Below are 22,471 nucleotides of genomic sequence, written 5' to 3' on the forward strand. Positions count from 1 at the left end.
ATCCGACCGCACGCTCTCACCGGAAGGCACCCCCATGGGCGTCGCAAGCACCCCCCTGAACATCCGCGTCCCCCGGTTCACCCGAGAGGTCCTCCAGGACGACCTCATCGAGGGCTACTGGCTGGAGGCGCCCGACATCGACGGCGACACCCGGCCCGACCTGGTCGGCCACGGCCTCTACCTCGGCGAGATCTACTGGTACAGGAACCCCGGCTGGCAGCGGCAGTTGGTGGCCGACGGCTTCCACATGCCGATCGGCGCCCACTTCGGGGACATCACCGGCAACGGCTACCCGGACCTCGTGGTCTGTTACGAGCTGTACGGCGAGCGCGGGCGCATCGACGACCCCGACCCCGAGGGCGGGAAGATCGACTGGATCGAGAACACCGGGAAGTTCGACTCCGAGACGCGCTGGAAGCGGCATTACATCGGCCGTGAGACGGCCATGCACCGGCTGCGGCTCGGCCACTTCACCCAGACCCGCAAGCCCGAGCTGATGGCCCTGCCGACCGTGGGTGGCCGGCACGTCCACGCCCTCGTGCCCGTCGTGCTGTTCAGCCCCAACAACGACATACGACAGCCCTGGGACAAGCGCGTCATCGACGACAGCCACTTCCGCATGATCCACGGAGTGGAGATCCAGAAGAATCCGCTGCCCGGCAGCGAGCACCTCGACTCGATCCTGCTCGCCTCCGAGGAGGGCGTGACCTGGCTCCATTACGACGAGCGCGAGCACCGGTTCACCACCACGCGCATCGGCACCGGCGAACACGAGCGGTTCGAGCGGACCGGGTTCAAGGGCAGTGGCGACGTGGGCGCCGGACGGATCGGCGCCGACCCGCACGCCTACGTCGTGGCCACGGAGCCCTTCCACGGCAACACCGTGGCGGCGTACGTCAAGGAACGCCCCGGCACCCCCGTGGCCGAGGCGAGCTGGCGCCGGATCGTGCTCGACGTCTTCGGCGACCCGAACGACCTCGGCGAGGGCCCGAGCCACCAGATCATCTGCGCGGACTTCGACAACGACGGCGACGACGAGTTCCTGGTGGCCCTGCGCGGGCCCTACCCCTGGCAGGGCGTCTTCTACTACAAGGCGCTGGACATCGCCGCGGGCGTGTTCGCCAAGTGGCGGGTGTCGTCCGACAGCGCCGCGCGGATCGCCATCGGCGACTTCAACGGAGACGGCCGGCTCGACTTCGCCACCATCGCCTACAAGGTGGACAAGTACTTCCTCGCCGAGGACGCCAAGCTCTGCCTGTTCCACAACGACATCGAGACCAACCCCACATGAGGAACGACAGATCGTGGTGGCCGTGGGTCATCGGAGCGATCGGCGTCGCGGCGCTCGGCACCGTGCTGGCTCTGGTGGTCGGCGCGGGCGCACAGGCCGCCGCGACCTCGCTGAGCGTCCTGATCTCGGCCACCGCGGGCCTGCTCAGCTGGTCATGGCACCGCACACGCCCCGCCGCACCGGCCACCAGGGCGGAACTGGAACAGGCCGCGGAGGCGCTCGCCGCCATGGTGCGCAACCAGTGGACGGAGGAAGCCGCCGCGCAGGGCCTGCTGGATCCCCATCCGTTGGCCGTGCGCTGGCACAGCGCGCAGACGGAGGCCGGCGACCACGCGCGGATGGTCGGCCGCACCCTGTCCGGCCGCAGCGACAACATCCAGGCCTTCGCCGAGGCCTTTCGCGCCCTGCCGCGCCGCCGCCTCGTCATCCTCGGCGACCCCGGCGCCGGCAAGACGGCCCTCGCCATCCTGCTCGTACGAGAACTCCTGCGTGCCCCCGAACCCGGCGAGCCCGTCCCCGTACTGCTGGACCTGGCCCCGTGGAACCCCCGCAAGGAGCCACTGCTCGACTGGATGGCACGCCGTATCCACGAGGACTACCCGGCGCTGCGCAACCACGAGACGTACGGTCGCGACGCGGCGCGCAAACTGGTCGCCGAGAGACGCGTCCTGCCCGTCCTGGACGGCCTCGACGAACTGCCGGCCCAACTGCGCCCCCAGGCGCTGACCGCCCTCAACCACGCCGTCGCGGTGCACGGGCCGCTGATCCTCGCCTCGCGCCAGGCCGAGTACCACCAGGTGGTGACGGAGACCGACGTGATCACCGCCGCGGCCGTCGTGGTCGCAAGCCCGGTGGAGGCGTCGGACGTGGCAGACTACCTGCGCTGCGCCGTCCCGCCCCGGCGCGGCGCGGCGTGGCAACCGGTGATCGACGAACTCACGCGGCACCCCGAAGGCACCGTCGCCCGGGCCCTGTCGGTGCCGCTGAACATCTGGCTCGCCCGCACCGTCTACGCCTCACCGGCCAGTGACCCCGCCGACATGACGCGCTGCACCGGCACGAAGAGCCTCCAGCACCACCTGCTCGACGCGCTGGTGCCGGCGGTCTTCTCCGCGGAGCCGGCCGTCGCGGACCCGTCGGTCCCCGACGTACGCCGCTCCGCCGCCGCCCGCTGGCGGCCTGATGACGCCCGCACGGCACTCGCCTTCCTCGCCGCGCACATCAAGCGGCAGGGCACGGACGACATCGCCTGGTGGGAACTGCACCGCACTCTGCGGCCGGATCCGGCGGGTCCGCTGTCCGGTCCGGTGGCCGGGGCGGTCCTGGGGCTGGGGGCGGGGTGCATGGCGGGCGAGTATTTCCACTGGGCGCTCTCGCCGCTCGCGCGGCTGGTCGGGTTCCTGGCCATCACGCTCACCACCGGTGTCGCGGCGGCAGCGGTGCTGCGGCTCGCCTGGGTTCCCGACGGAAGGGGGCCGGCGGGGCCTCCGTTCGAACCCTGGCCGCCCGAGCGGAGGCGGACGAACGCCTTCGCCGAGGCCGCGCGCCGCCTGGTCGTCGGATGCGCGCTCGTCCTTCCGCTCTCCGCGGGGGTGGGGGCGGTGATCGAGCACTGGGCGAGGGCGGTCCAGCACATGGGCGCGGACACCCAGGTGGGTGTGGCGCCTTACACCGGGCTCAGGGCGAGTGTCGCCTGGGTGCTGTTCATGGCACTGCTTGCCCTCGGCGTGCTGGGTGTCTCGATCTTCTGCCGACAGGTCAGGTGGCGTCCCTTCACCGCGGAACACCGCGGCGTCCGGGCGCGCAGAATCCTGGTGTTCGTTCTGCTCTTCTGGCTGGGTGCCGAACTCGCCGGTTTCCTCTCCTACTTGTCCGTCCGACAGGTGACAGGACGGCCTCTCCTGGACGTCTCGTTCATCGACGCGTCCGAGGCCGTGACCTTCGTCAGCCAGCGGGCGACTTTCCGGGCCTGCGTCTTCCTGCTGATCGTCGTCATCATGGCGGGACTCCATCTGGCCGACGGTTCATCACGACCCTCCCGGCTGAACTTCCGTGCCCCGAGGCGCCTGTTGTGGTCCGTGCTCCCCGGATGCGTCGCGCAGGGGGCGCTGTTGGGGGTCAGCCTGGGAATCGCGCTCGCCTTCGTGGCGCCCTGGATGTCCGGTCCACCCTGGTGGGTGCGGTGCACCGCGACAGGCGTCCTCGGCGTCTTCTTCGGCGCCCTCTTCGGGGCGGGGCTGGGGATCCTGCGCTGGGCCCGGGTCCCCGCCGACCTCGAACAGGAGACACCTCAGTCCACCGTGCGCGGCGACCGCACCGTCGCCGTCGCCCTCATGGTGTTGGCGGTGGTGCCGCCTCTGGTGAAGTGGGTCATCACGGTCCAGTGGGATCTGGAGAACAGTCACATCCCGGGCGTGGAGTACGTCGGGGAGTGGCTGCTGACACTGGAGGCGAATCTGGGGCTCGGACTCGCCGCCGGGCTCGTGGCCGTTTCGAACACCGCCTACTTCGCCTACCGAGAGGCCGGCCTACGGCTGGCCGCGGCCCGGCGGCTGCCGCGTCATCTGCTGTCGTTCATGGAGGACGCCCGCGTGCTCAGCGTGCTCAGACGTGTCGGGCCCGTGTACCAGTTCTGTCATGCGGAGTTCAGGGACCGCATCGTTGTCGGTGTCCCCGCGGCGGGGGACTCGGCCCGGGCTGATGCCGCCCGGGCGTGACGGCTCACGTGCCGCTCTCCGCCCACATGCGGCCCTCCGCGATCCGCCGCGCGACTTCCGCCGGCGCGACCAACGTGACCTGCATGGCGTCGCCTTTGGGAACCTCGACCAGCGTTCCCTCGGGGACGATCAGACAACTACCGCCGCAGCTTCTGAGGCACCTCTTCCTCGTGTGCCATGCGGAGTGCTCGGGAGCCCAGTCGAGTATGTCCCGAAGCGTCCATTCGCCGTCGTCCCTGTGGGGCAGGTCCACCTGCACGTCGCACACGCTGATCGAGAAGCGGTTGTCGGCGGGATCGTCCGTCATGCGTCTGCCTTCCTCGGGGGGCGAAGTCCGCCTGCTCAGCGGATCTTTGGCACACGCTAAGGCCGCCTTCCACACCCCGCCACCAGAGACAAACGCACGGTCACCGGAACGGCTGACGGCCCCCGGCGGCCAAGTAGCGTTCGGCGCACAGGACGTCGACGACGGCCGCCGCCGTGTGGGCCCGCTGGATCTCGTTGTTGAACGCGCCGCCGCGGAGCATCGGCCAGGCCTCGGAGAAGCGGGCCTGCACACGTGCGGCGACCCGCAGCCGTCCGTCGCCGTCCCAGCGGTCCGGAAGGGTGAATTCGCCCAGCGTCTCGGGGGTTTCCGCGAGGTCGCCCTGGAGGAGAGCGGAGAGGTACTCGTAGCGGTCGAAGGCGTCGGAGATCGTGCGGTCGCTGTCGGCGCCCGGTTCGGCGAGCACGTCCCGCAGCCGTCGGCGCAGCCACGTGCTGTGCGACGCCTGGACGAGCGGCGGCGGATACGGCGTATCCAGGAAGGCGTTGACGCGCTCATCGGGGCCGAGGACGTCCGCCGTGCGCAGGACCAGCACGGCGGGCCTGGGCTCGGTCGCGGCCCGGGCGGGGCCGGACCGCGAGGCGGAGGAGTGCGCCCTGACCGGTTCGAGCAGCAGGCGGCCGAGCAGCTCGTCGCGGCCGGCCAGTTCGGCGGCGCTGCCGGCGGCGGCCAGGGCGAGCAGGGCCGGGTAGCAGCGCAGCCCGGGGTCGCCCTGTTCGCCGTCGTCCCCCGGTACGTTCAGCAGTCGTTGCAGCGCGCGTACCCACACCCGGGCATGCGCCCCGGCCTCGTCGTGGAACACGCCGACGGCCATCAGGTGCAGCAGTGTGTCGCAGTCGCTCCGGTAGCGCTCCAGCCTCTCCCGGTACGCCTCCGGGCCCAGGGCACGCTCGCCGGGCGGGTACCGGCCGCCGTCCGAGAGGCGCTCAAGGACCCGCGTGACCTCGGCCTCCACCAGCTCGTGCAGCTCGATGCGGCGCACGGGGTCGGGCAGCGCGCGCTTGAGGCGGGCCACGCACAGTTCGCGGGTCGGCGCGGGTGCCGTCAGGTGTTCCAGGGCGTCGACCCGGGCCAGGAGGCCGGGGAAGAACTCCTCCGCCGTCACGCCCTGGACCACCACGGCGCCATGCCGGGCGACGAGCTCCGCGGCCTTGCCCCGCGGGCCGTGCGGGGCGGCCCAGAACACGGGGTAACGGCGGGTGGCGCGGCGGTCGAAACAGGCGACCAGCGTGTGGTCCCACTGGGCGGACCAACCGCAGACGATCAGTCCGTACTCGTCGAGGACCTGGTCCACGAGACCGGCCCAGGCCGCCGGGTACTCTCCCAGCTCGCGTTCGGTGTTGCGGGCCTCCAGGTCGGTCAGGTCGCCGTGCAGCTTGACGACCGTGGCCCGGGCGTGCGCCAGCGGTGTCATCCCGCGCAGGCTCGCGGGGCTGTGGATGATCTGCGGCTGCACTCCCGCCGCTTCCAGCGCCTGCTCGGTGAGCCGGTCGAAGTTGGTGGTCAGCACCACGCGCACCGAGCCGCGCGCCACGAGTCGGGCCGCCGCGTGATGCGCCGCCCCGGGCCGCTTGCGTCCGTCCTGCCGGTCCTCGTCGCTTGGCTCGAAGTAGCCGCGCAGCAGCTTGTGCCGCGCGGCGGGGGTGTCGCCCAGCGCCTCCAGCAGGGCGGAGTAGCCGAGCGGCCCCCCGTCCCCGTGGCGGGCCCACCAGGTCTCCGGATCAGCGGCGGCGAGTTCCTCGTCCGCGCCACGCGCGACGGCCGCCCGGTGCACCAGGTCCGTGACGATCTCCCACCCCGTGGGCACGCCGGCGTCCCGCGACATGCCCGCACCCAGCAGCAGCGCGTAGACGCCGGGTCCGGCCTGCACGCACATGGCCAGCGAGATCATGGGATCGAGACCGCGCATCGGCGCTGCCGCGGCCGGCCTGTCGTCGTCCGTCATACCTTCCACTGTGCGTGGCGGGCCTCGCGGACGCCTCCTGGCCTCCGCCTCCGTCCGGGCACGGTGGGTGGGCGGTTCGATACGGCTCTGCCGGGTGCGGGTATGGGTGAGCGCATGACCACGCAGAACGCGATCAACTGGCCTGAGAAATACCTCCCCGGCACCGGCGACAATTTCGTCTCGAACGAGGTGATCGTCCAGGGCGTCGCCGCCGCCCAGGTCTGGCGGTACCTGACCGACACCTCCACCTGGGAGTCGTACTATGACAACATCACCGGCGTTTCCTTCCCGGATGGCGGTGGCCCCGTGCTGAAGGACGACGTCATCTTCACCTTCGACCCTGTCGGCTTCTCGTCCGTGCGCACCCAGAACGCCCGCGTCGTCGAGTTCCAGGCCCCGGCGAAGGGCGTCCCGGGCCGTCTTTCCTGGACGGCCGACCAGGACGGTGCACCGGAGGAGCGGCTCGACGTACTGCACGCCTGGCTGGTCGAGGACCTGCCGGGCGGCCGCGTGCGCATCCTCACCCAGGAGACGCAGATCGGTCACCCCGCCGCCGAACTCGCCCGGCTGCTCCCCAACCCCATGCTCAACGGCCACCAGGCCTGGCTGAACGGCCTGATCAAAATGGCCTCCGGCGGACCGGACGCCTGATACCCCGCCCGCACGGGGATGGCCGTCGAGGGAGGCCTCCTCGGACGGCGGCGCACCAGGCCGCGAGCGGCGGCGGGCGAGGTTACCGTCGGCGCTATGGACGGTGATCTACGAAGCTGGCGCCCGTGCCTGCTCGCCGGCGCGGTGTTCGCCGTGTGCATGGCCGGGACGACGCTGCCGACTCCCCTCTACGGCCTCTACCAAGCGGAGTTCGGGTTCTCCGAACTCACGGTCACCGTCGTCTACGCCGTGTACGCCGTCGGAGTCATCGGGGTGCTGCTGCTCGCGGGCAACGCCTCGGACGCCGCGGGCCGGCGGCCGGTGCTGCTGTGGGGCCTGGGCTTCGCCGCCGCGAGTGCCGTCTGCTTCCTCTGCGCCACTGGTCTGGGCTGGCTGTACGTGGGCCGGCTGCTGTCGGGCCTGTCCGCCGGCCTGTTCACCGGGGCCGCCACGGCGTACGTGATGGAGTTGGCGCCGCGCGGTGGCGCCTCGCGGGCCACTTTCGTGGCGACCGCCGCGAACATGGGCGGTCTGGGCTGCGGCCCGCTCCTCGCGGGGGTACTCGCGCAGTACGCCGAGTGGCCTCTGCACCTGCCGTTCGCCGTCCACCTCGCCCTCGTGGTCTGCTCGGCCGCCGTCCTGCTGCGGCTGGCGGAGACCATGCGGCAGCGGCGCCCGCTGAGCACCGTACGGCCGCAACGGCCCGGGCTGCCCCCAGGGGTGCGAGCCGTTTTCGGACCGGCGGCGGCCGCCGCCTTCGTGGGGTTCGCCCTGTTCGGAGTCTTCACGTCGGTCAGCCCGTCCTTCCTGACCCAGTCCCTCGACGTGCACAACCGTGCGGTGAGCGGGCTGGTCGTCGCCCTGGCCTTCTTCTCCTCGACCGCCGGGCAGCTGGCCGTCGGCCGGCTCGGCGTGGGCCGGTCGCTGCCTCTGGGCTGTGCCGCTCTCCTTGGCGGACTCGCGTTGCTGGCGGGCGCGCTGCACTGGGAGCTGCTGCCGCTGGTGGTGCTGAGCGCGATCGTCGGCGGGTGCGGACAGGGGCTGGCGTTTCGCGGGGCACTGTCCGCCGTGGCCGAGGCGACCGGGGCGGACCGACGCGCGGCCGTGATCTCGGCGCTGTTCGTGGTCGCTTACACGGGCATCTCGGTACCGGTCATCGGCGTAGGGCTGCTGGCACGGCCGCTCGGCCTCGAAGGCGCCGGGCTGGTGTTCATCGCGTGCATGGCTCTGCTGGTCTCGGCGGCAGGCGTCTACCTGCTCCGGCGGCCGGTACCGGCGGCGCGATCCGGCGGAGTGCGCTGAGGAGGGGCGCCCCTGAGCGGGCTCGGTGCTCGCGCAGCAAGCACCAACTCGGCGCGCTTGGCCATGTGTGAGCGCCGAGCGTCCCCAACTACCGCGCTGAGCACGGCCGGGCCACGAGCGCCAGTCCCGCCCGCTCTCCGCGAACCTGCTCGGCAACTGGCGGGCGGACGCCGGGAAGGCCGACCGCTCGCGCCGGGAACAGTCCGCCCGGTCCGCGCTGTTGCATGGGATCGATACGTATCTTTCGCAGGAGGACTGATTCATGGCTGACCGGCCTTTGACGCTCATGGCGGTACACGCCCACCCCGACGACGAGGCCACCGGAACCGGAGGGGTCCTCGCGCGCTACGCGGCGGAGGGCATACGCACGGTTCTCGTGACGTGTACCGACGGCGGTTGCGGTGACGGACCTGCCGGTAGCAAACCGGGCGACCCCAGGCACGATCCGGCGGCCGTCGCCGCGATACGCCGTAAGGAACTCCAGGCGAGCTGCGACGTCCTGAAGATCAGCGACCTGGAGACGCTGGACTACGCCGACTCCGGGATGATGGGCTGGCCGAGCAGCGACGCCCCCGGCGCCTTCTGGCAGACCCCCGTGGAGGAAGGTGCCGCCCGGCTCGCGGACCTCATGCGGCACTACCGGCCCGATGTCGTCGTCACCTACGACGAGAACGGCTTCTACGGCCACCCCGACCACATCCAGGCCCACCGCATCACGATGGCGGCGCTGGAGATGACCTCGCTGACGCCGAAGGTGTACTGGACGACGATGCCGCGCTCGCAGATGCGGCGGTTCGGGGAGATCATGCGCGAGTTCCATGAGGACATGCCGGAGCCGGATCCCGCCGAGGCCGCCGCGCTGGCCGAGATCGGCCTTCCCGACGACGAGATCACCACGTGGGTGGACACCACCGCCTACAGCGGTCAGAAGTTCGACTCACTGGCCGCCCACGCCAGTCAGGGCGAGAACATCTTCTTCCTGAAGATGGGCCAGGAGAGGTTCGGCGAGCTGATGGGCACGGAGACCTTCGTCCGCGTCAAGGACACCACCGGCGCGGCCGTACCCGAGAACGACCTCTTCGCCGGACTGCGCTGATCCGCACGCCGCGCCCTTCGCGTGTTCCTCCGCCGCCCCCTTCGCGTGTACTTCGCGGCCCATGCGGGTGATATCGGGCCGGGCGACGCGGGGGTGGGCGCGCGACAGCTGAAAGGGTGTCCGCACTCGGCACACGTGGGGTTTCGTCTGCCGGTCGGCCACACGGACGGCCAGGACGGAAGGGGACCACATGACGCGCGAGGGGTTCGGCCCGGAAGAGCCGCTGGATGTTCCCCCGCCTCCGTTCGGCGGGACCAAGGACCCGCTGACGCCCCCGGCGGACCCGCGGGCCTGGAACGACCTGCTGACGGTGCCCACCGAGCCGCGGCTGTTCCCGGGCCCGGGCGCCCGCGCGGCGGCCGCCGCCGTGGTGTGCATGGGTCTGTTCCTGCTCGGGATGGACCTGACCGTCCTGAACGTCGCGCTGCCCGGTCTACAGCACGACCTGGAGGCTTCGTCCGCCGAGGTCCAGTGGATCGTCGATGCTTACGCCCTGGTGCTGGGAGGCACGGTCCTGACGGTGGGGGCGTTCACCGACTCCTGGGGGCGCCGGCGTTCGTTCGTCTGCGGGATGGCGGTCTGCGCGGCCGCCTCCGTCTGTGGCGCCCTCGCCGCCCAGCCGTGGCAGGCGGTCGGCGCGCGCTGTCTGCTGGGCGCGGGGGCCGCTCTGCTGATGCCCGCGACGCTGGCGGTCCTGCACGACCTCTTTCCGGAGCCTGTTCTGCGACGCCGGGCCATCGCCGCGTGGGCCGCCGTGGGCGGGTTGGGCGGGGTGTGCGGTCCGGTGATCGGTGGCTGGCTGGTGGAGCAGTCCTCCTGGCGTGCCGGATTCTGGGTGAACCTGCCGCCGGCCGTGCTCGCGATCGGTCTCGCGCTGGCTCTCGTGCCCGAGTCGCGCTCGCCCCGGCCGTCGGCGTTCGACGCACCCGGGGCCGCTCTGTCGATCGTCGGCCTGACCGCACTGGTGTGGGCCGTGATCGAAAGCCCCCACCGGGGGTGGACCAGTGGCTGGGTACTGGGCGTCTTCACCTGCTCACTCGTGCTGCTGGCCGCGTTCCTCCTCCGCCAGTCGCGCGCCCGGGCGCCCATGCTGCCGCTGTCGGTACTGGCGACGCCCCGCGTCAGCATGGGGGCCGGGGCACTGGCCGTGGTGGCGTTCGCCGCGTTCGGGTCCCTCTTCGTGCTGACGCTCTACCTCCAGGGCGTGCTCGGATATTCGCCACTGGAGGCCGGAGTACGCACTCTTCCCCTGCCCGCGGGGCTGGCGGTCGGCGCCGCGGTGTCCCTGCCCCTACAGGCACGCAGGGGTCAGAAAACCCCCATCGTGTCGGGGCTCGTGGTCGTTTCCTTGAGCTTCGTCGTTCTGGCGGGCACCAGTGCGGGCTCCGGATACGGGCGTTGCGCGCTCTTCCAGCTGGTCATCGGCGTCGGCTCGGGCCTGGTGGGGGCGGCGGCGACCGAGTCGGTGATGGCCGCCGTGCCCGCGCAGAAGACCGGGCTGGGCTCCGCGATCAACGACGCCACCCGCCAGATCGGCTCCGCGCTGGGTGTGGCGGTGCAGGGCGCGATCGTCACCGCCGTGTTCACCTCGCGTCTCCACGCCTCGCTGGACCAGCACGACGCCTCCGGTGAACTGCTGGCAGCGGCCGACCTCAGCATGCTCGCGGTGCCCGGGGCCGCCGCGCGCCTTGACCCCCTGGCACGCGAGGCCGTGCTGGCCGCCGCCCGGGAAGCCTTCACCGATGCTCTGACGGTTACCGCGGTCGTCGCCGGCGTCGTGACCCTCCTCATGTCCGTAGCGGCGGCCCGATGGCTGCCGCGGCCCGTGGGACATCATCACGAGGACGCCTCCGCTCGACCGGGCGAGGGTGGCGAACCGTCCGGCTGTGCGGTCGGTGTGGGGCGCTGACCGCCCCGCTCGATCCTTCGCCGGACGTCAGCCGGTCTGGGCCGTTCGTGCGCGGTCGGAGAGGAGCCGGGTGAGGGTTTCGAGGTCCTCGCCGCTGTAGGCGCGGCTCTCGGTGTCGTTGCCGACGACGATGGTGAGGACCGTTCCGGTGCGGACCATGGTGCTGCGGCTGGTGTGGGTGTCGTACGCGTCTGCACGGCTCGTCGAGAGCGAGAACGCCGCGGTCTGGTCCCCGATCCGCGCCATGGTCAGTGAACTCGCGCCCTCCTCCCGCGCTTTGTCGGCCCTGGCGTCGAAGGCCTTCCGCGCCCCGTCCTCATCCGGGTAGGAGAACACCAGCAACCGAGTCTCCATGCTGTAGCGCCCCAGGCACTGGGACTCCGCCGCGAAGGTGGAGCCGTCGTCCTGCGCGGAGACGTCCGCGGTGGGGGCTGAGCGCTCGGTCCAGCCGGGCGGCAGGCTTGAGGAGGGCGGGAGTACGGCGCGCACGGCCTCCGCGTCGGCGAGGGGCGCCGCCCGATCCCCACTGCCGTCGCCCGGCGCGTCGGCGTCGGGGCCCTGCGATTCACTGTCCAGGGCCTGGATGGTGCCGTAGACCAGGAGCGCCACGAAGGTCGCGAGCCCCAGGCAGACCGCGCCCAACGCGCCCCGCCCGGCAGGGGTGTTGTGGAAGGTCACCGGCCCGAGCGCGATGGTGCTGCCGCACATCCGCGATCCGCCGTCGATCACCACACCGTTCTGGACGGTCCGCTGCGGCGGGTCGCCGGGCGGCGGTCCGGCGAGGATCGGGGCCAGGGCCGCGGCCAACGCGGCGGCGAAATCCCGGTCCGCCGCGACCGCGGCGCCGAGCGCGTCGTGCAGCCCCGCGACAGCGGCCGGATCGTCGGGGCACGCGCCCACGGCCGCCAGGGCCGCCTCTCCCGACGGCGTACCGCCGAGCCGCCGCCGTACGAGGTCGAGGACGCCCTGCCCGGCACCGGTGAGCGGCGCGGTGGCCGCGCCCTCGACAAGCTGCGTTATCACCCGGACGGCCTGCGCGCTCAGCTCCGCTGGATCCATCGCTTCCCCCATCAGTTTGCTATGTACATGCCGATGGTGACGGCGGCCCAAACGGTTCGGCCGCCCCGGTGAGCCGTTTCAGTTCAGGTCGCGCAGGGCCTCGTCCAGCGTACGGCGTACCCGCAGGGCGTCGGGGGCGACAGTGGTGACCAGGACGGCGGGCCCGGCCAGGGGTGTGAGCGCGGCCCACTCCCCCAGTGGCGCGGCCTGGGGCTTGGAGTGCTCGAACTCCGGTCGTACGATGATGAGTTGGCCGATGGCACGGTAACCCGCGAGGACCGCCGGGCCGTCCCAGCCGCCGGGCGCACCGGGCCCGAACGACACCTCCTGGTCGAGCAGGGGCGCTCCCGCGCGGCGCACGGTCAGGCGGCTGGTCAGACGGCCGGGGGCTTCGCCGGTGCGGCCGAGCACCTGTTCCTCGCGGAGCACCAGGCGACCCCCCGTGGCGATCTCCGCGCGCGTGGTGACGCGCAGGTCGCTGTCGCGCACGGAAATCAACTGCTCGGGAAGCCAGTGCAGTTCGGCCCCCTCGGCGACGGTGAGGCGTACGTCGTAGCGCGCCGTCTGCCTGGCCTGGCCGGGCAGCGCGAGGGTCGCCGCGGCGGAACCGATGTGCAGCGCCGCCCCTTCACGTGCGGCGGCCTCGACGGTCAGGTGGTCGCCGCCGAGGGGGCCGCTCATCGCGCCGACCAGTGTGACGCGCGCCGCCGGTCCGGTCGAGCGGGTGCGGCGCAGCGCGAGCGGCCCCTCACCGTCGAGCACGGGCAGCGCGGTGCCGCCCCGCCCGTCGGCGCGCGCCACGACGCGGGCGGTGGCCCGGAGGCCCGCGCCGCCTCCCGACTCCGTACGGCCTCTGGGGGCGAGGTCGACCGTCACGCCGACGCGGTCCAGGCGGCGTACTGCTCACGCACCCAGGCGGCGACCGGGCCGACGCCCTCGTCGGACCGCAACGACTGGAGGACGACGGGCAGTTCGGCGCGCTGCGCCTTGGCGTCGGCGGCCATGCGGGCGAGGTCGGAGCCGACGTGCGGGGCGAGGTCGGTCTTGTTGACGACGAGCAGGTCGGCCGTGGTGACGCCGGGGCCTCCCTTGCGGGGGATGTCGTCGCCGCCCGCGACGTCGATCACGAAGATCTGCGCGTCGACGAGGCCCTTGGAGAAGGTCGCGGTGAGGTTGTCGCCGCCGGACTCGACGAGGATGAGGTCGAGCGGCCCGACCTCGTCCTCCAGGTCCTCCACGGCCTCCAGGTTGGCGGAGATGTCGTCGCGGATCGCGGTGTGCGGGCAGGCGCCGGTCTCCACGGCGGTGATCCGCTCGGGCGGCAGGACGGCCTCGCGGAGCAGGAACTCGGCGTCCTCGCGGGTGTAGATGTCGTTGGTGACGACGGCGAGGGACAGCTCGGCGCGCAGGGTGTGGCACAGGGCGGCGACGGTCGCGGTCTTGCCGGATCCGACGGGCCCGCCGAGCCCGATGCGCAGCGCGCGGCGGCGTCCGTCGGGGCGGACGGCGTCGGCGCTGACCGCTGCGGGGCCGTCGTGGGAGTGGTCGAGGTGCATGGTTACGGCTCCAATGCTCCGGGGGCAGCCCGTCCGGTGTTTGAGGACGAGGCCGTTCAGGCCGATAGGGGGTCAGGGGGCGAAGCCCCGAGGTCAGGTATGGAAGGCCGGCGCGCCGCTAGGACGCGAACAACCGCACAGGCCAAGCGGCATGCGCCTCCGCGCCGATCTCCAGGAGGGGAGCCGACGCGGCGGGCAGCTCGTCGATGCCCTCGGCCGCCGCGCGCCTCGCCGCCTCGACCGCGTCCCGCGCGACCCGGTCGAGATCGGGGGCGAGCCGCGCCAGGACCGCCGTGGCGTCGAACGGGTCGAGGCTCAGCAGCCTGACGGTGGCGGTCGCCGGGCCGCTGACTCCTTCGTACGCCGAGCAGTACGCCGCGTCTTCGGGCCCGAGGCCGGCGGCGCGGGCGGTGAGCCCGAGGACGATCGGCTGGTGGGTGCCCTTCGGGAACCGCCTTGCCAGCGCGTCGAGTTCGGGGTGCGGCCAGGTGGCGCGGGCGGCCCGCATCATCTGCCGCCCGAGTCGCCGCGCCGCCGTCCGCAGGGCGGGCGAGGGCGTGCGGGCGTCGGCGGCCTCGTCCAGAGCGGCCGGGTCGACGCCGAGGGCGGCGGCGGCCGCGAGGGCCGCCGTCACCAGGCCGCTGGTGTGGAGCCGCCCCCGGCAGAAGGCCTCCAGGCTCGCGGCTCCGGTGACGCGGCCCGCCTTGACGGCCGCTTCGGCACCCCCGGAGTGGGCGTGCCCACCGGCGGGGAAACGGCCGTCGGCCAGGACGAGGAGTGCTGCGCGTGACATGTGATCGCCGCCAGGGGTCGTCGGGGCGGCCAGGGCCGTCGGAGTCGCGGGGGCTGCCGGGGCCGTCAGGACCATCGGAACCATCGGAACCATCGGGACCATCGGGACCATCGGGACCATCAGAAAAGGAAGTACCGCTGGGCGAGCGGCAGTTGGGAGGCGGGCGACGGCTCGACCAGTTCGCCGTCGATGGTGACGGCGAAGCTGTCGGGGGCGACCTCGACGCGGGGCAGCGCGTCGTTCTCACGCATGTCCGCCTTGGTGCGGCCGCGCGTGGAGCGGATGGCCATGAACGGCTTGTCCAGGCCGAGGCGGTCCGGAAGCCCGTCATCCAGAGCTGACTGGGTAACGAAGTTGACCGAGTTAAGGGCCGGGGCCTTGCCGCGTGCTCCGAACATGCGGCGCGGCAGGACCGGCTGCGGGGTCGGGATGGACGCGTTGGCGTCGCCCATCTGCGCGTACGCGATCTGTCCGCCCTTGAGGACGATCTGCGGCTTGACGCCGAAGAACGCCGGGTCCCACAGCACGAGGTCGGCGAGTTTGCCGGACTCGACCGAGCCGACCTCGTGGTCGATGCCCTGGGCGACGGCCGCGTTGATCGTGTACTTGGCGACATAGCGACGCGCGCGATGGTTGTCGGCGCGGGTGTCCCCCGGCAGGAAGCCGCGGCGCCGCTTCATCACGTGCGCGGTCTGCCAGGTGCGCATGATGACCTCGCCGACGCGCCCCATCGCCTGGGAGTCGGAGGACATGATCGAGATGGCGCCGAGGTCGTGGAGGATGTCCTCCGCGCCGATGGTGGTGGGGCGGATGCGGGACTCTGCGAAGGCCAGGTCCTCGGGGACGGCCGGGTTGAGGTGGTGACAGACCATCAGCATGTCGAGGTGTTCCTCGACGGTGTTGACGGTGTGCGGCCGGGTCGGGTTGGTCGAACTGGGCAGCATGTTCGGCAGCGAGACCGCGGTGATCATGTCGGGGGCGTGTCCGCCGCCCGCGCCCTCGACGTGGAAGGCGTGCAGGGTGCGGCCCGCGACGGCGTCGAACGTGGCGTCGATGAAGCCCGCTTCGTTGAGGGTGTCGGAGTGGATGGCGAGCTGGGCGCCGGTCTCCTCGCAGACGTTCAGGCAGGCGTCGATGACGGCGGGCGTCGCGCCCCAGTCCTCGTGGATCTTGAAGCTGACGGCGCCGGCGCGCAGCTGGGCGTGCAGGGAGTCGGCGGAGACGGTGTTGCCCTTGCCGAGGAAGCCGATGTTGACGGGGCTGGACTCCATGGCCGCGAACATCCGCGCGAGGTGCCAGGCGCCCGGGGTGATCGTGGTCGCCTTGCTGCCCTCGGCCGGGCCCGTGCCGCCGCCGAAGAGCGTGGTGACGCCGGAGGCGAGCGCCTCGTCGACGATGGTCGGCGAGATGAAGTGGATGTGGGTGTCGATGCCGCCCGCGGTGAGTATCTTGCCGTTGCCCGCGAGGACTTCGGTCTCCGGGCCGATGACGAGGTCGGGGTGGACTCCGTCCATCGTGTCGGGGTTGCCGGACTTGCCGACGCCGGTGACGCGGCCGTCCCGTATGCCGATGTCGGCCTTGACGATCCCCCAGTGGTCGATGATCACCGCGCCTGTGATGACCGTGTCCGGGGCCCCTTCGGCGCGGGTGGTGCGCGACTGGCCCATCGACTCGCGGATGACCTTGCCGCCGCCGAACACCGCCTCGTCGCCGGACCGCCCGGGGCCGCCCGAGCGGTCCTCCTCGATCTCGATCAGCAGGTCGGTGTCGGCGAGGCGGATCCGGTCGCCGGTCGTGGGGCCGAACAGGTCGGCGTACGCGGCACGGGACAGCTCAGGCATCGAGGGCACCTCCGGTCCCTCCGCGCAGGCCGGGCACGATGCGCTTGCCGGCCAGCGGGACGAGTTCGACGTCGACGGGGATTCCGGGCTCGAAGCGCACGGCGGTTCCCGCGGCGATGTTGAGCCGTTTTCCGTGAGCGGCGCCGCGGTCGAAGTCCAGACCCGGGTTGGCCTCGGCGAAGTGGTAGTGGGAGCCGACCTGGACGGGGCGGTCGGCGGCGTTGAGGACGGTGAGGCGGGTGGCCTCGCGGCCCTCGTTGAAGGGGACGGGTTCGTCGGCGAAGAGGATCTCTCCGGGGACGAGGCCCTGCCCTGTGCCGTGCGTCGCGGCATGCATGAGGCGCGTATCCCCCGTCAGACGATCGGGTCGTGGACGGTGACGAGCTTCGTGCCGTCCGGGAAGGTGGCCTCGACCTGGACGTCGTGGATCATCTCCGGAATGCCCTCCATGACGTCGTCCCGGGTGAGGACCCTCCGTCCCGACGACATCAGTTCGGCGACCGTGCGGCCGTCCCTGGCGCCTTCGAGGATGTGGGAGGTGATGAGGGCGACCGACTCGGGATGGTTGAGCAGCAGCCCCCGCGCCCTTCGCTTCTCGGCCACGTCCGCGGCCACATGGATGAGCAGTCTCTCCTGCTCATGCGGGGTCAGTTGCACGCGTCCCACCTCACAGTCCTCGCTCCGAACCGTGCGGGGTCCGGCTGCCGCGGCCACCGCGACGGATATAGATGTAACACACAGCGAATGCGCGCGATCTTGCGCACCCTGGTTACGAAAACCCCTGGTGGCGTGGCACGGGAGGGTAGTTGGGAGGAGTTTCAACGAGGTTAACCAGCCGTTGACCGCCTCATGACCATCAGCTGGGGCGACGCATACTCGTCAGTGCCCGCAGGCCGTCCTGGAGCGCCTCGACGCGGACCTCTTCGAAGAGGGCGTACTGCGCGGCGAACCCCTGCACCACCGCGATCATGGTGCGCGCGACATGGTCGGCGGGGACGTCCGTGCGCATCATGCCCGCCTCCTGGTAGGCCTCGACGACACTCACCCAGGCGGCGCGCACCTCGGCGTAGACACCGGTCATGACGGCCGACAGCGCGTCGCTGCGCAGGGTCTCCGTCCAGACCTGGACCATCAGCCGGGGGAAGTAGGAGATCCCCCCCTCCCGCATGCCGGGCCGCAGGTCGAGCACCTCCTCGATCACCTGCCCCAGCAGAACGTCCGGCGGGGGCGGGGGGCTCTGCCGTGCGGCGGTGTCGAAGATGCCCCTGATCTCCGTGAGCACCTCGGAGGCGATGGCGGCGATCAGCTCGTCCTTGCCGGCGAAGTATCGGTAGACGGCGCCCGCCGAGAGGCCCACTTCCTTCAGTACGTCCTGCATCGACGTGGCGTGGAAGCCGTTGCGCGCGAAGCAGAGCGCGGCGCCGTCGAGGATCTGGCGGCGACGGGCGTCGAGGTGTTCCTGGGATACGCGGGCCATGGCCACAACGTAAAACGAACATTCCTTCTTGACAAGTGAATGCCACGGCAGGACAGTGACCACGCTCTGCAAAACGAACGATCCTTCTTTTTGTCCGACACTCAGCCCACCCCGAGCACATGGGAGGAAACTGTGTCCGCACCACCACCCCTCACCACGCCCGCGTCGCAGGACGGCCGCCTCATCGCGATGGTCGCCGTCCTGGTCCCCGCGGTCGTGGCCCTGGCACTCTGGGCCTTCGCCTGGCCCGCCGCCCGCACCGCGCCGCGCGACCTACCCGTGGGCGTCGCAGGACCGGCGGCCGCCGCGGGGCCCCTCGCGCAGCAACTCAACGCGCGCGAGGGCGCGTTCGAGGTCCACCGTTACGCCGATGAGGACGCCGCACGGGCCGCCATCGAGGAGCGGACCGTATACGGGGCGATCGTCGCGACGCCGCGAGGGCCCAAGCTGCTGACCGCGACGGCGGCGAGCCCGGTCGTGGCACAGCTTCTGGAGCAGGCGGTGCGGGAACAGACGCCGAAGGGTGCGGCGGCCGTGCCGGCGGTCGACGTGGTTCCGGCGCCCGCGGCCGATCCCCGGGGGTCGGCCCTCGGGTCGAGCGTGCTGCCGCTGGCGATCGCCGGGGTCGCCGCCGGGTCGCTCGTCACACTGCGCGGGCCGCGCGGGCCGCGTGCCGTCGTCGCGCTGCTCGCGGCCGCCGCGTCGGTCGGCGTTGTCGCGGCGGCACTCGCCCACAGCTGGCTGGGTATCCTCACCGGCAACTGGTGGGCGGAAGCAGGGGTGTTGGGCCTCTCCACCCTCGCGGTGAGCGCCACGGTCGCCGGACTCGGAGCACTGCTCGGTCCGGCGGGCATCGGGGTCGGCGCCCTGCTGATGGTGCTGCTCGGAAACCCGTTCTCCGGCGTGACGTCGGCGCCCCGCCTGCTTCCCGAACCGGTCGGATTCATCGGGCAGTTGCTTCCGCCGGGCGCCGGGGGCTCCCTGCTGCGCTCGGTGTCCTTCTTCGACGGCGCACAAGCCGCGGCGCCCGCCCTGACGCTGGGCGCCTGGATCGCGCTCGGACTGACGGCTGTCCTGTTCGGGGGCTTGGCGCGCGGGCGAGGCGCGTCGGCGGCGAGGCCCGCTGAGCGGCGGGAGGCCGAGCCGGTGGGCTGACCGACGACGGACCACACCCTCGGCGCACGGATGGCGCCCGGACCGACGGATGCCCCGCACGGTGATGGTCCGCGGGCGGGGCCGCGTGCCCGGCGCATGGGCCGTGCCCCCGGCTCGCGGCATCCCGCGGCGTGGGACGCGGAGGAGGGTCGTCGCCGGCTGCCGCTGCCGGAAGTCCGCGCGAGCTCAGGGGGCCTACCTCGCGTCGGGCCCGCGATGTTCCGCCGCGATACCGAATCGGCGGGGTTCCGACGCGGCGCCCGCGGCCGGCTGTGCGGCGCCGATCGATGTGACCGTGCTGACCGTCTGCTCCTCCGAGGGCCCGGTTTCCTCTTCGAGGCGTTCCAGGTCGGCGGCGGAGACCAGGGCTACGAGCGGCTTGCCGTGGCGTGTGACGACGACCCGCTCGCCGCCGTAGACGACGCGGTTGATCAGCTCGGCGAGCTCTGCCCGGGCTTGCGTCACCGGAATCTCGTAGGCCATGTCCTCCAGCTTAGACGTCACCCGCCGCACGCCGCCGGGGCGAGAACGACAGAAGCACCTGCCCACCTTACGTACGTCCTGTACATTTTTTACAGAGACCCGACCCGGGGGCCGCCAGCGACGACCGGAAGAGAAGAGGCGTGCCATGAACCGTCCGTCCGCCCGCCATGTCCTGCCCGAGTTCACCGAGCGCACCAGTTCGGGGACGCGGACCCTGGATCCGTACTCGCGGCTCCTGGAAGAACGGATCGTCTTCCTCGGCACGCCCATCGACGACACGTCGGCGAACGACGTGACGGCGCAGTTCATGCACCTCGAATATCTGGCACCGGACCGCGACATCTCCCTCTACATCAACTCCCCCGGCGGCTCGTTCAGTGCGATGACCGCCATCTACGACACGATGCGGTTCGTCAGCTGCGATGTGGAGACGACGTGTCTGGGGCAGGCCGCGTCGGCCGCCGCCGTGCTGCTGGCGGCGGGCACGCCGGGCAAGCGGCACGCGCTGCCCGGAGCGCGCGTGTTGATCCACCAGCCCGCCGTCTCCGAGCCGATGCGGGGCCAGGCCGGCGACCTGGCGATCCAGGCCGACGAGATCCTGCGGACCCGGCGGCTCCTGGAGGAACTCCTCGTACGGCACACGGGCCAGAGCCAGGAGCGGGTCACCGCGGACATCGAGCGGGACAAGATCTTCGACGCGCCCGCCGCGGTCGAGTACGGCCTCGTGGACCGGATCATCCCGAGCCGCAAGACCTCGCTCCACGCGCGCGGGACGAGGTGACGCGCGGATGCTGCCACCCGAACTGCCGCCGCTGCCCGCACTGACGCACGCCGAGGCGGAGTTGATCGACCGTTACCTCGAAGTCGTCGATCTGGTCGGCCGGATCAACCCCGCCCGCGCCGAGCACACCTACGGCGGGCTGCGCGCCGCCCAGGCGCTGGTCGGCCGGGCGACCGCCCTGCGGGACGCGCTGACCCTCATGCATCAGCGGGGCGAGAGCGAGGTGCACGCCGCCACGCTCGCCCGCGCGTTGCGCGTCCTGGACGGCGAGCGGCGGGCCCGTCGCGTCGGCGTGCCGCCCCCGACACGCCCGTGAGCGACGCGCTCCGCCCTCTCGGAACGTCCGGGTCCGTTTTGAAACGGACCAGTCGGGCTACCCCACTTGGCGTATCCGGTGGCCCGTCATCACGCGGCCGAGAGTTGCGCAGGACGCGCACGAAGCAGGCGGAATGAACCGTTCCGGCGCTGGTCGAGCCATCGTCAGACCAGGCGCCGTCGGGTCGAATTCAGCAGCGTCCACCCGAACAGGTCAGTCGTGAGTAGCCTCACAAAACGCCGTTTCGGCTCGGTTTTCGAGTCGTTTTCGGGTCAAGATCCCTTCCGACGACAAGCCCCCGCCACAGCGGCGGGGCGATCCGGGCGGACGCCGAGTCCTGCCGCCACCCGGATGACCGGTCGACATCGGTGCACCGGCAGGAGTGGAGGACCCAAGCACGGCGGGCCCGTCCGGAAAGTCCGGACGACGCCCTTGGGGTGAAGCCGCAGAGCACGACGCGGCCGGGCATCTTCGCCTGCCCGAACCCGACAGGTCATCCTTCACAGGCGGCTGACGAAGGGTTACGCATGACCGCGCTGAATCACGTTCCGTCGCTGCTCGGCAGGACGGGTGCCGCATCGGCTCTCACGCTCGCCGTCGTAGGCGGCACCATCGTGGCCCCCGGGCTCACGTCGGAAGCCGAGGCAGCCACCCACGGGACGAAGGCGCTCAAGATCGCGGCGTCCAAGAAGGGCTCCCCGTACAGCTACGGGGCCGCGGGGCCCAACCGGTTCGACTGCTCGGGCCTGACGCTGTACTCGTTCAAGCGCACGGGCAAGAAGCTGCCGCGCACCGCCGCCGCGCAGTACAACAAGACCCGGCACATCGCCAAGTCCCAGCGGACCCGCGGCGACCTCGTGTTCTTCCACTCGGGCCGCAACGTCTACCACGTCGGTATCTACGCGGGTAACGGCCGTATCTGGCACTCGCCGAAGAAGGGGGCCGTGGTGCGCCTGGAGAAGATCTGGACCAAGAGCGTCTGGTACGGCCGCGTCCGCTGACCCGGCTCGCCGCGCCCCGCACGCCGCACGGCCGCTCCCCGAGGGGCCGTGCGGCGTCACGCGACAAGCGGTTCGAGGACGAGCACCACACCCAACGCGCCGAGCGCGCCGCCGGTGAGGGCTTCGACGACGCGGGCGGTGCGCGGCCCGCGCAGCCAGTTGCCGAGGTGGTCCACCAGGAGGGCCACGACCGGGAACCACAGCAGGGCGAGCGCCACGACGACGGCCGCGAGCAGCAGGGTCCTGGGCATCGCGGGGCTGCCGTCGGGCACGAACTGCGGCAGCACGCTGAGGAACGTGATGGACGCTTTCGGGTTCAGGGCGTTGGTGAGAAAGCCCTCGCGCAGGCCTCCGCCCCGCGCCACCGGCTCGCTACCCGGCAGGGTGCCCGCCCGCGCCGCGGAGCGCAGCGCGCGGACAGCCAGGTACAGCACGTAGGCCCCGCCGGCGACTTGAAGCACCCTGAAGAGCGCGGGGACGGCGGCGAGCACCGCCGCTACCCCCGCGACCGCCAGTGCCGTGTGCACGAGAAGCCCGGCGGCGACGCCGATCGCACAGGCGACTCCGGCCCGCCGGGAGACGAGGGCGTTGCGTACGACGACGGTGAAGTCGGCGCCCGGCACGGCGACCATGCCCGCGGCGACGCCGGTGAAGGCGACCAGTTGTGCGTCCATGCCGCCCAGCCTGCCGGGCGGAGGCCTTCAGCGGGTATGTGCAATATCCTGGGTCTGCCTTAAGCAGGCGTTTAGGCCGCGGCCCGGCGAGGCGCGCGT

Annotated in this window: 22 protein-coding genes and 1 riboswitch; of the genes, 10 read left to right on the forward strand and 12 right to left on the reverse strand. The window is 71.9% G+C overall.

Going from position 1 to position 22,471, the window contains the following annotated elements:
* Positions 1 to 34 precede the first annotated feature (34 nt).
* Both CP975_RS01675 and CP975_RS01680 read left to right on the forward strand, forming a co-directional pair.
* On the forward strand, positions 35 to 1,291 hold the full coding sequence (locus tag CP975_RS01675; protein ID WP_055527461.1) for an FG-GAP repeat domain-containing protein: 1,257 nt from the start codon (positions 35 to 37) through the stop codon (positions 1,289 to 1,291).
* Positions 1,288 to 4,008 (forward strand): NACHT domain-containing protein, encoded by a 2,721-nt coding sequence (locus CP975_RS01680; protein ID WP_150476499.1) that lies wholly within the window; start codon positions 1,288 to 1,290, stop codon positions 4,006 to 4,008. The genes CP975_RS01675 and CP975_RS01680 overlap by 4 nt, the downstream gene beginning before the upstream one ends.
* A 4-nt stretch (positions 4,009 to 4,012) precedes the next feature.
* Here CP975_RS01680 and CP975_RS01685 read toward each other — a convergent pair whose 3' ends face one another.
* Together CP975_RS01685 and CP975_RS01690 are read right to left on the reverse strand one after the other, a co-directional pair.
* Entirely contained in the window at positions 4,013 to 4,315 is a 303-nt protein-coding gene (locus CP975_RS01685; RefSeq protein WP_055528229.1) for a hypothetical protein, read from the reverse strand.
* 100 nt (positions 4,316 to 4,415) lie between these two features.
* Positions 4,416 to 6,278: an SIR2 family protein gene (locus CP975_RS01690; protein ID WP_055528228.1), complete on the reverse strand. Its 1,863-nt coding sequence runs from the start codon at positions 6,276 to 6,278 to the stop codon at positions 4,416 to 4,418.
* A gap of 114 nt (positions 6,279 to 6,392) precedes the next feature.
* Here CP975_RS01690 and CP975_RS01695 point away from each other — a divergent pair, with 114 nt between their 5' ends.
* The 4 genes from CP975_RS01695 to CP975_RS01710 all read left to right on the forward strand — a co-directional run bounded on the left by CP975_RS01695 (position 6,393) and on the right by CP975_RS01710 (position 11,236).
* A complete protein-coding gene (locus CP975_RS01695; RefSeq protein ID WP_055528246.1) occupies positions 6,393 to 6,929 on the forward strand; it encodes an SRPBCC family protein in 537 nt (178 codons plus the stop codon).
* A 96-nt stretch (positions 6,930 to 7,025) separates the two neighbouring features.
* Positions 7,026 to 8,231 carry an MFS transporter gene (locus CP975_RS01700; protein ID WP_055528227.1) on the forward strand — a complete coding sequence of 402 codons (1,206 nt, stop codon included), beginning with the start codon at positions 7,026 to 7,028 and terminating at the stop codon, positions 8,229 to 8,231.
* A 262-nt stretch (positions 8,232 to 8,493) separates the two neighbouring features.
* Positions 8,494 to 9,327, forward strand: a complete 834-nt coding sequence (locus tag CP975_RS01705) for a PIG-L family deacetylase (protein ID WP_055528226.1) — start codon at positions 8,494 to 8,496, stop codon at positions 9,325 to 9,327.
* 190 nt (positions 9,328 to 9,517) lie between these two features.
* Complete coding sequence (locus CP975_RS01710; protein WP_055528223.1) at positions 9,518 to 11,236, forward strand: MFS transporter; 1,719 nt, start codon at positions 9,518 to 9,520, stop codon at positions 11,234 to 11,236.
* A 27-nt stretch (positions 11,237 to 11,263) separates the two neighbouring features.
* Here the strand turns inward: CP975_RS01710 and CP975_RS01715 are convergent, their stop codons facing one another.
* From CP975_RS01715 to CP975_RS01750, 8 genes are all read right to left on the reverse strand, one after another.
* A complete protein-coding gene (locus CP975_RS01715; protein WP_055528221.1) occupies positions 11,264 to 12,295 on the reverse strand; it encodes a hypothetical protein in 1,032 nt (343 codons plus the stop codon).
* Between the two features lie 78 nt (positions 12,296 to 12,373).
* Positions 12,374 to 13,171 (reverse strand): urease accessory protein UreD, encoded by a 798-nt coding sequence (locus tag CP975_RS01720; protein ID WP_055528220.1) that lies wholly within the window; start codon positions 13,169 to 13,171, stop codon positions 12,374 to 12,376.
* On the reverse strand, positions 13,168 to 13,851 hold the full coding sequence (gene ureG / locus CP975_RS01725) for an urease accessory protein UreG (RefSeq protein ID WP_055528219.1): 684 nt from the start codon (positions 13,849 to 13,851) through the stop codon (positions 13,168 to 13,170). Before ureG ends, CP975_RS01720 begins: the two co-directional genes overlap by 4 nt.
* A 118-nt stretch (positions 13,852 to 13,969) precedes the next feature.
* Positions 13,970 to 14,644 carry an urease accessory protein UreF gene (locus CP975_RS01730; RefSeq protein WP_055528244.1) on the reverse strand — a complete coding sequence of 225 codons (675 nt, stop codon included), beginning with the start codon at positions 14,642 to 14,644 and terminating at the stop codon, positions 13,970 to 13,972.
* A 119-nt stretch (positions 14,645 to 14,763) separates the two neighbouring features.
* Complete coding sequence (locus tag CP975_RS01735) at positions 14,764 to 16,485, reverse strand: urease subunit alpha (protein WP_055528218.1); 1,722 nt, start codon at positions 16,483 to 16,485, stop codon at positions 14,764 to 14,766.
* Positions 16,478 to 16,822: an urease subunit beta gene (locus CP975_RS01740; RefSeq protein WP_055528217.1), complete on the reverse strand. Its 345-nt coding sequence runs from the start codon at positions 16,820 to 16,822 to the stop codon at positions 16,478 to 16,480. Before CP975_RS01740 ends, CP975_RS01735 begins: the two co-directional genes overlap by 8 nt.
* 17 nt (positions 16,823 to 16,839) lie before the next feature.
* A complete protein-coding gene (locus CP975_RS01745; protein ID WP_030777448.1) occupies positions 16,840 to 17,142 on the reverse strand; it encodes an urease subunit gamma in 303 nt (100 codons plus the stop codon).
* Positions 17,143 to 17,341: 199 nt separating this feature from the next.
* Positions 17,342 to 17,962 carry a TetR/AcrR family transcriptional regulator gene (locus CP975_RS01750; protein ID WP_055528216.1) on the reverse strand — a complete coding sequence of 207 codons (621 nt, stop codon included), beginning with the start codon at positions 17,960 to 17,962 and terminating at the stop codon, positions 17,342 to 17,344.
* Between the two features lie 189 nt (positions 17,963 to 18,151).
* On the opposite strand from CP975_RS01750, the gene CP975_RS01755 reads away from it, so the two are divergent.
* A complete protein-coding gene (locus tag CP975_RS01755; RefSeq protein ID WP_055528242.1) occupies positions 18,152 to 19,117 on the forward strand; it encodes an ABC transporter permease in 966 nt (321 codons plus the stop codon).
* 195 nt (positions 19,118 to 19,312) lie between these two features.
* Here the strand turns inward: CP975_RS01755 and CP975_RS01760 are convergent, their stop codons facing one another.
* On the reverse strand, positions 19,313 to 19,600 hold the full coding sequence (locus CP975_RS01760) for a type II toxin-antitoxin system Phd/YefM family antitoxin (RefSeq protein ID WP_055528214.1): 288 nt from the start codon (positions 19,598 to 19,600) through the stop codon (positions 19,313 to 19,315).
* Between the two features lie 145 nt (positions 19,601 to 19,745).
* On the opposite strand from CP975_RS01760, the gene CP975_RS01765 reads away from it, so the two are divergent.
* The 3 genes from CP975_RS01765 (at position 19,746) to CP975_RS01775 (ending at position 21,698) form a co-directional block, all read left to right on the forward strand.
* A complete protein-coding gene (locus CP975_RS01765) occupies positions 19,746 to 20,381 on the forward strand; it encodes an ATP-dependent Clp protease proteolytic subunit (protein ID WP_055528213.1) in 636 nt (211 codons plus the stop codon).
* A gap of 7 nt (positions 20,382 to 20,388) precedes the next feature.
* Positions 20,389 to 20,697, forward strand: coding sequence for a hypothetical protein (locus CP975_RS01770; RefSeq protein WP_055528212.1), 309 nt, complete (start codon positions 20,389 to 20,391; stop codon positions 20,695 to 20,697).
* A gap of 356 nt (positions 20,698 to 21,053) precedes the next feature.
* Positions 21,054 to 21,221, forward strand: a riboswitch (cyclic di-AMP (ydaO/yuaA leader).
* Between the two features lie 3 nt (positions 21,222 to 21,224).
* Positions 21,225 to 21,698 carry a C40 family peptidase gene (locus CP975_RS01775; protein ID WP_055528211.1) on the forward strand — a complete coding sequence of 158 codons (474 nt, stop codon included), beginning with the start codon at positions 21,225 to 21,227 and terminating at the stop codon, positions 21,696 to 21,698.
* A 56-nt stretch (positions 21,699 to 21,754) separates the two neighbouring features.
* Here CP975_RS01775 and CP975_RS01780 read toward each other — a convergent pair whose 3' ends face one another.
* On the reverse strand, positions 21,755 to 22,372 hold the full coding sequence (locus CP975_RS01780; protein WP_055528210.1) for a LysE family translocator: 618 nt from the start codon (positions 22,370 to 22,372) through the stop codon (positions 21,755 to 21,757).
* Between the last annotated feature and the right edge of the window lie 99 nt (positions 22,373 to 22,471).

Source organism: Streptomyces alboniger, assembly GCF_008704395.1.
GTDB classification, from domain to species: domain Bacteria; phylum Actinomycetota; class Actinomycetes; order Streptomycetales; family Streptomycetaceae; genus Streptomyces; species Streptomyces alboniger.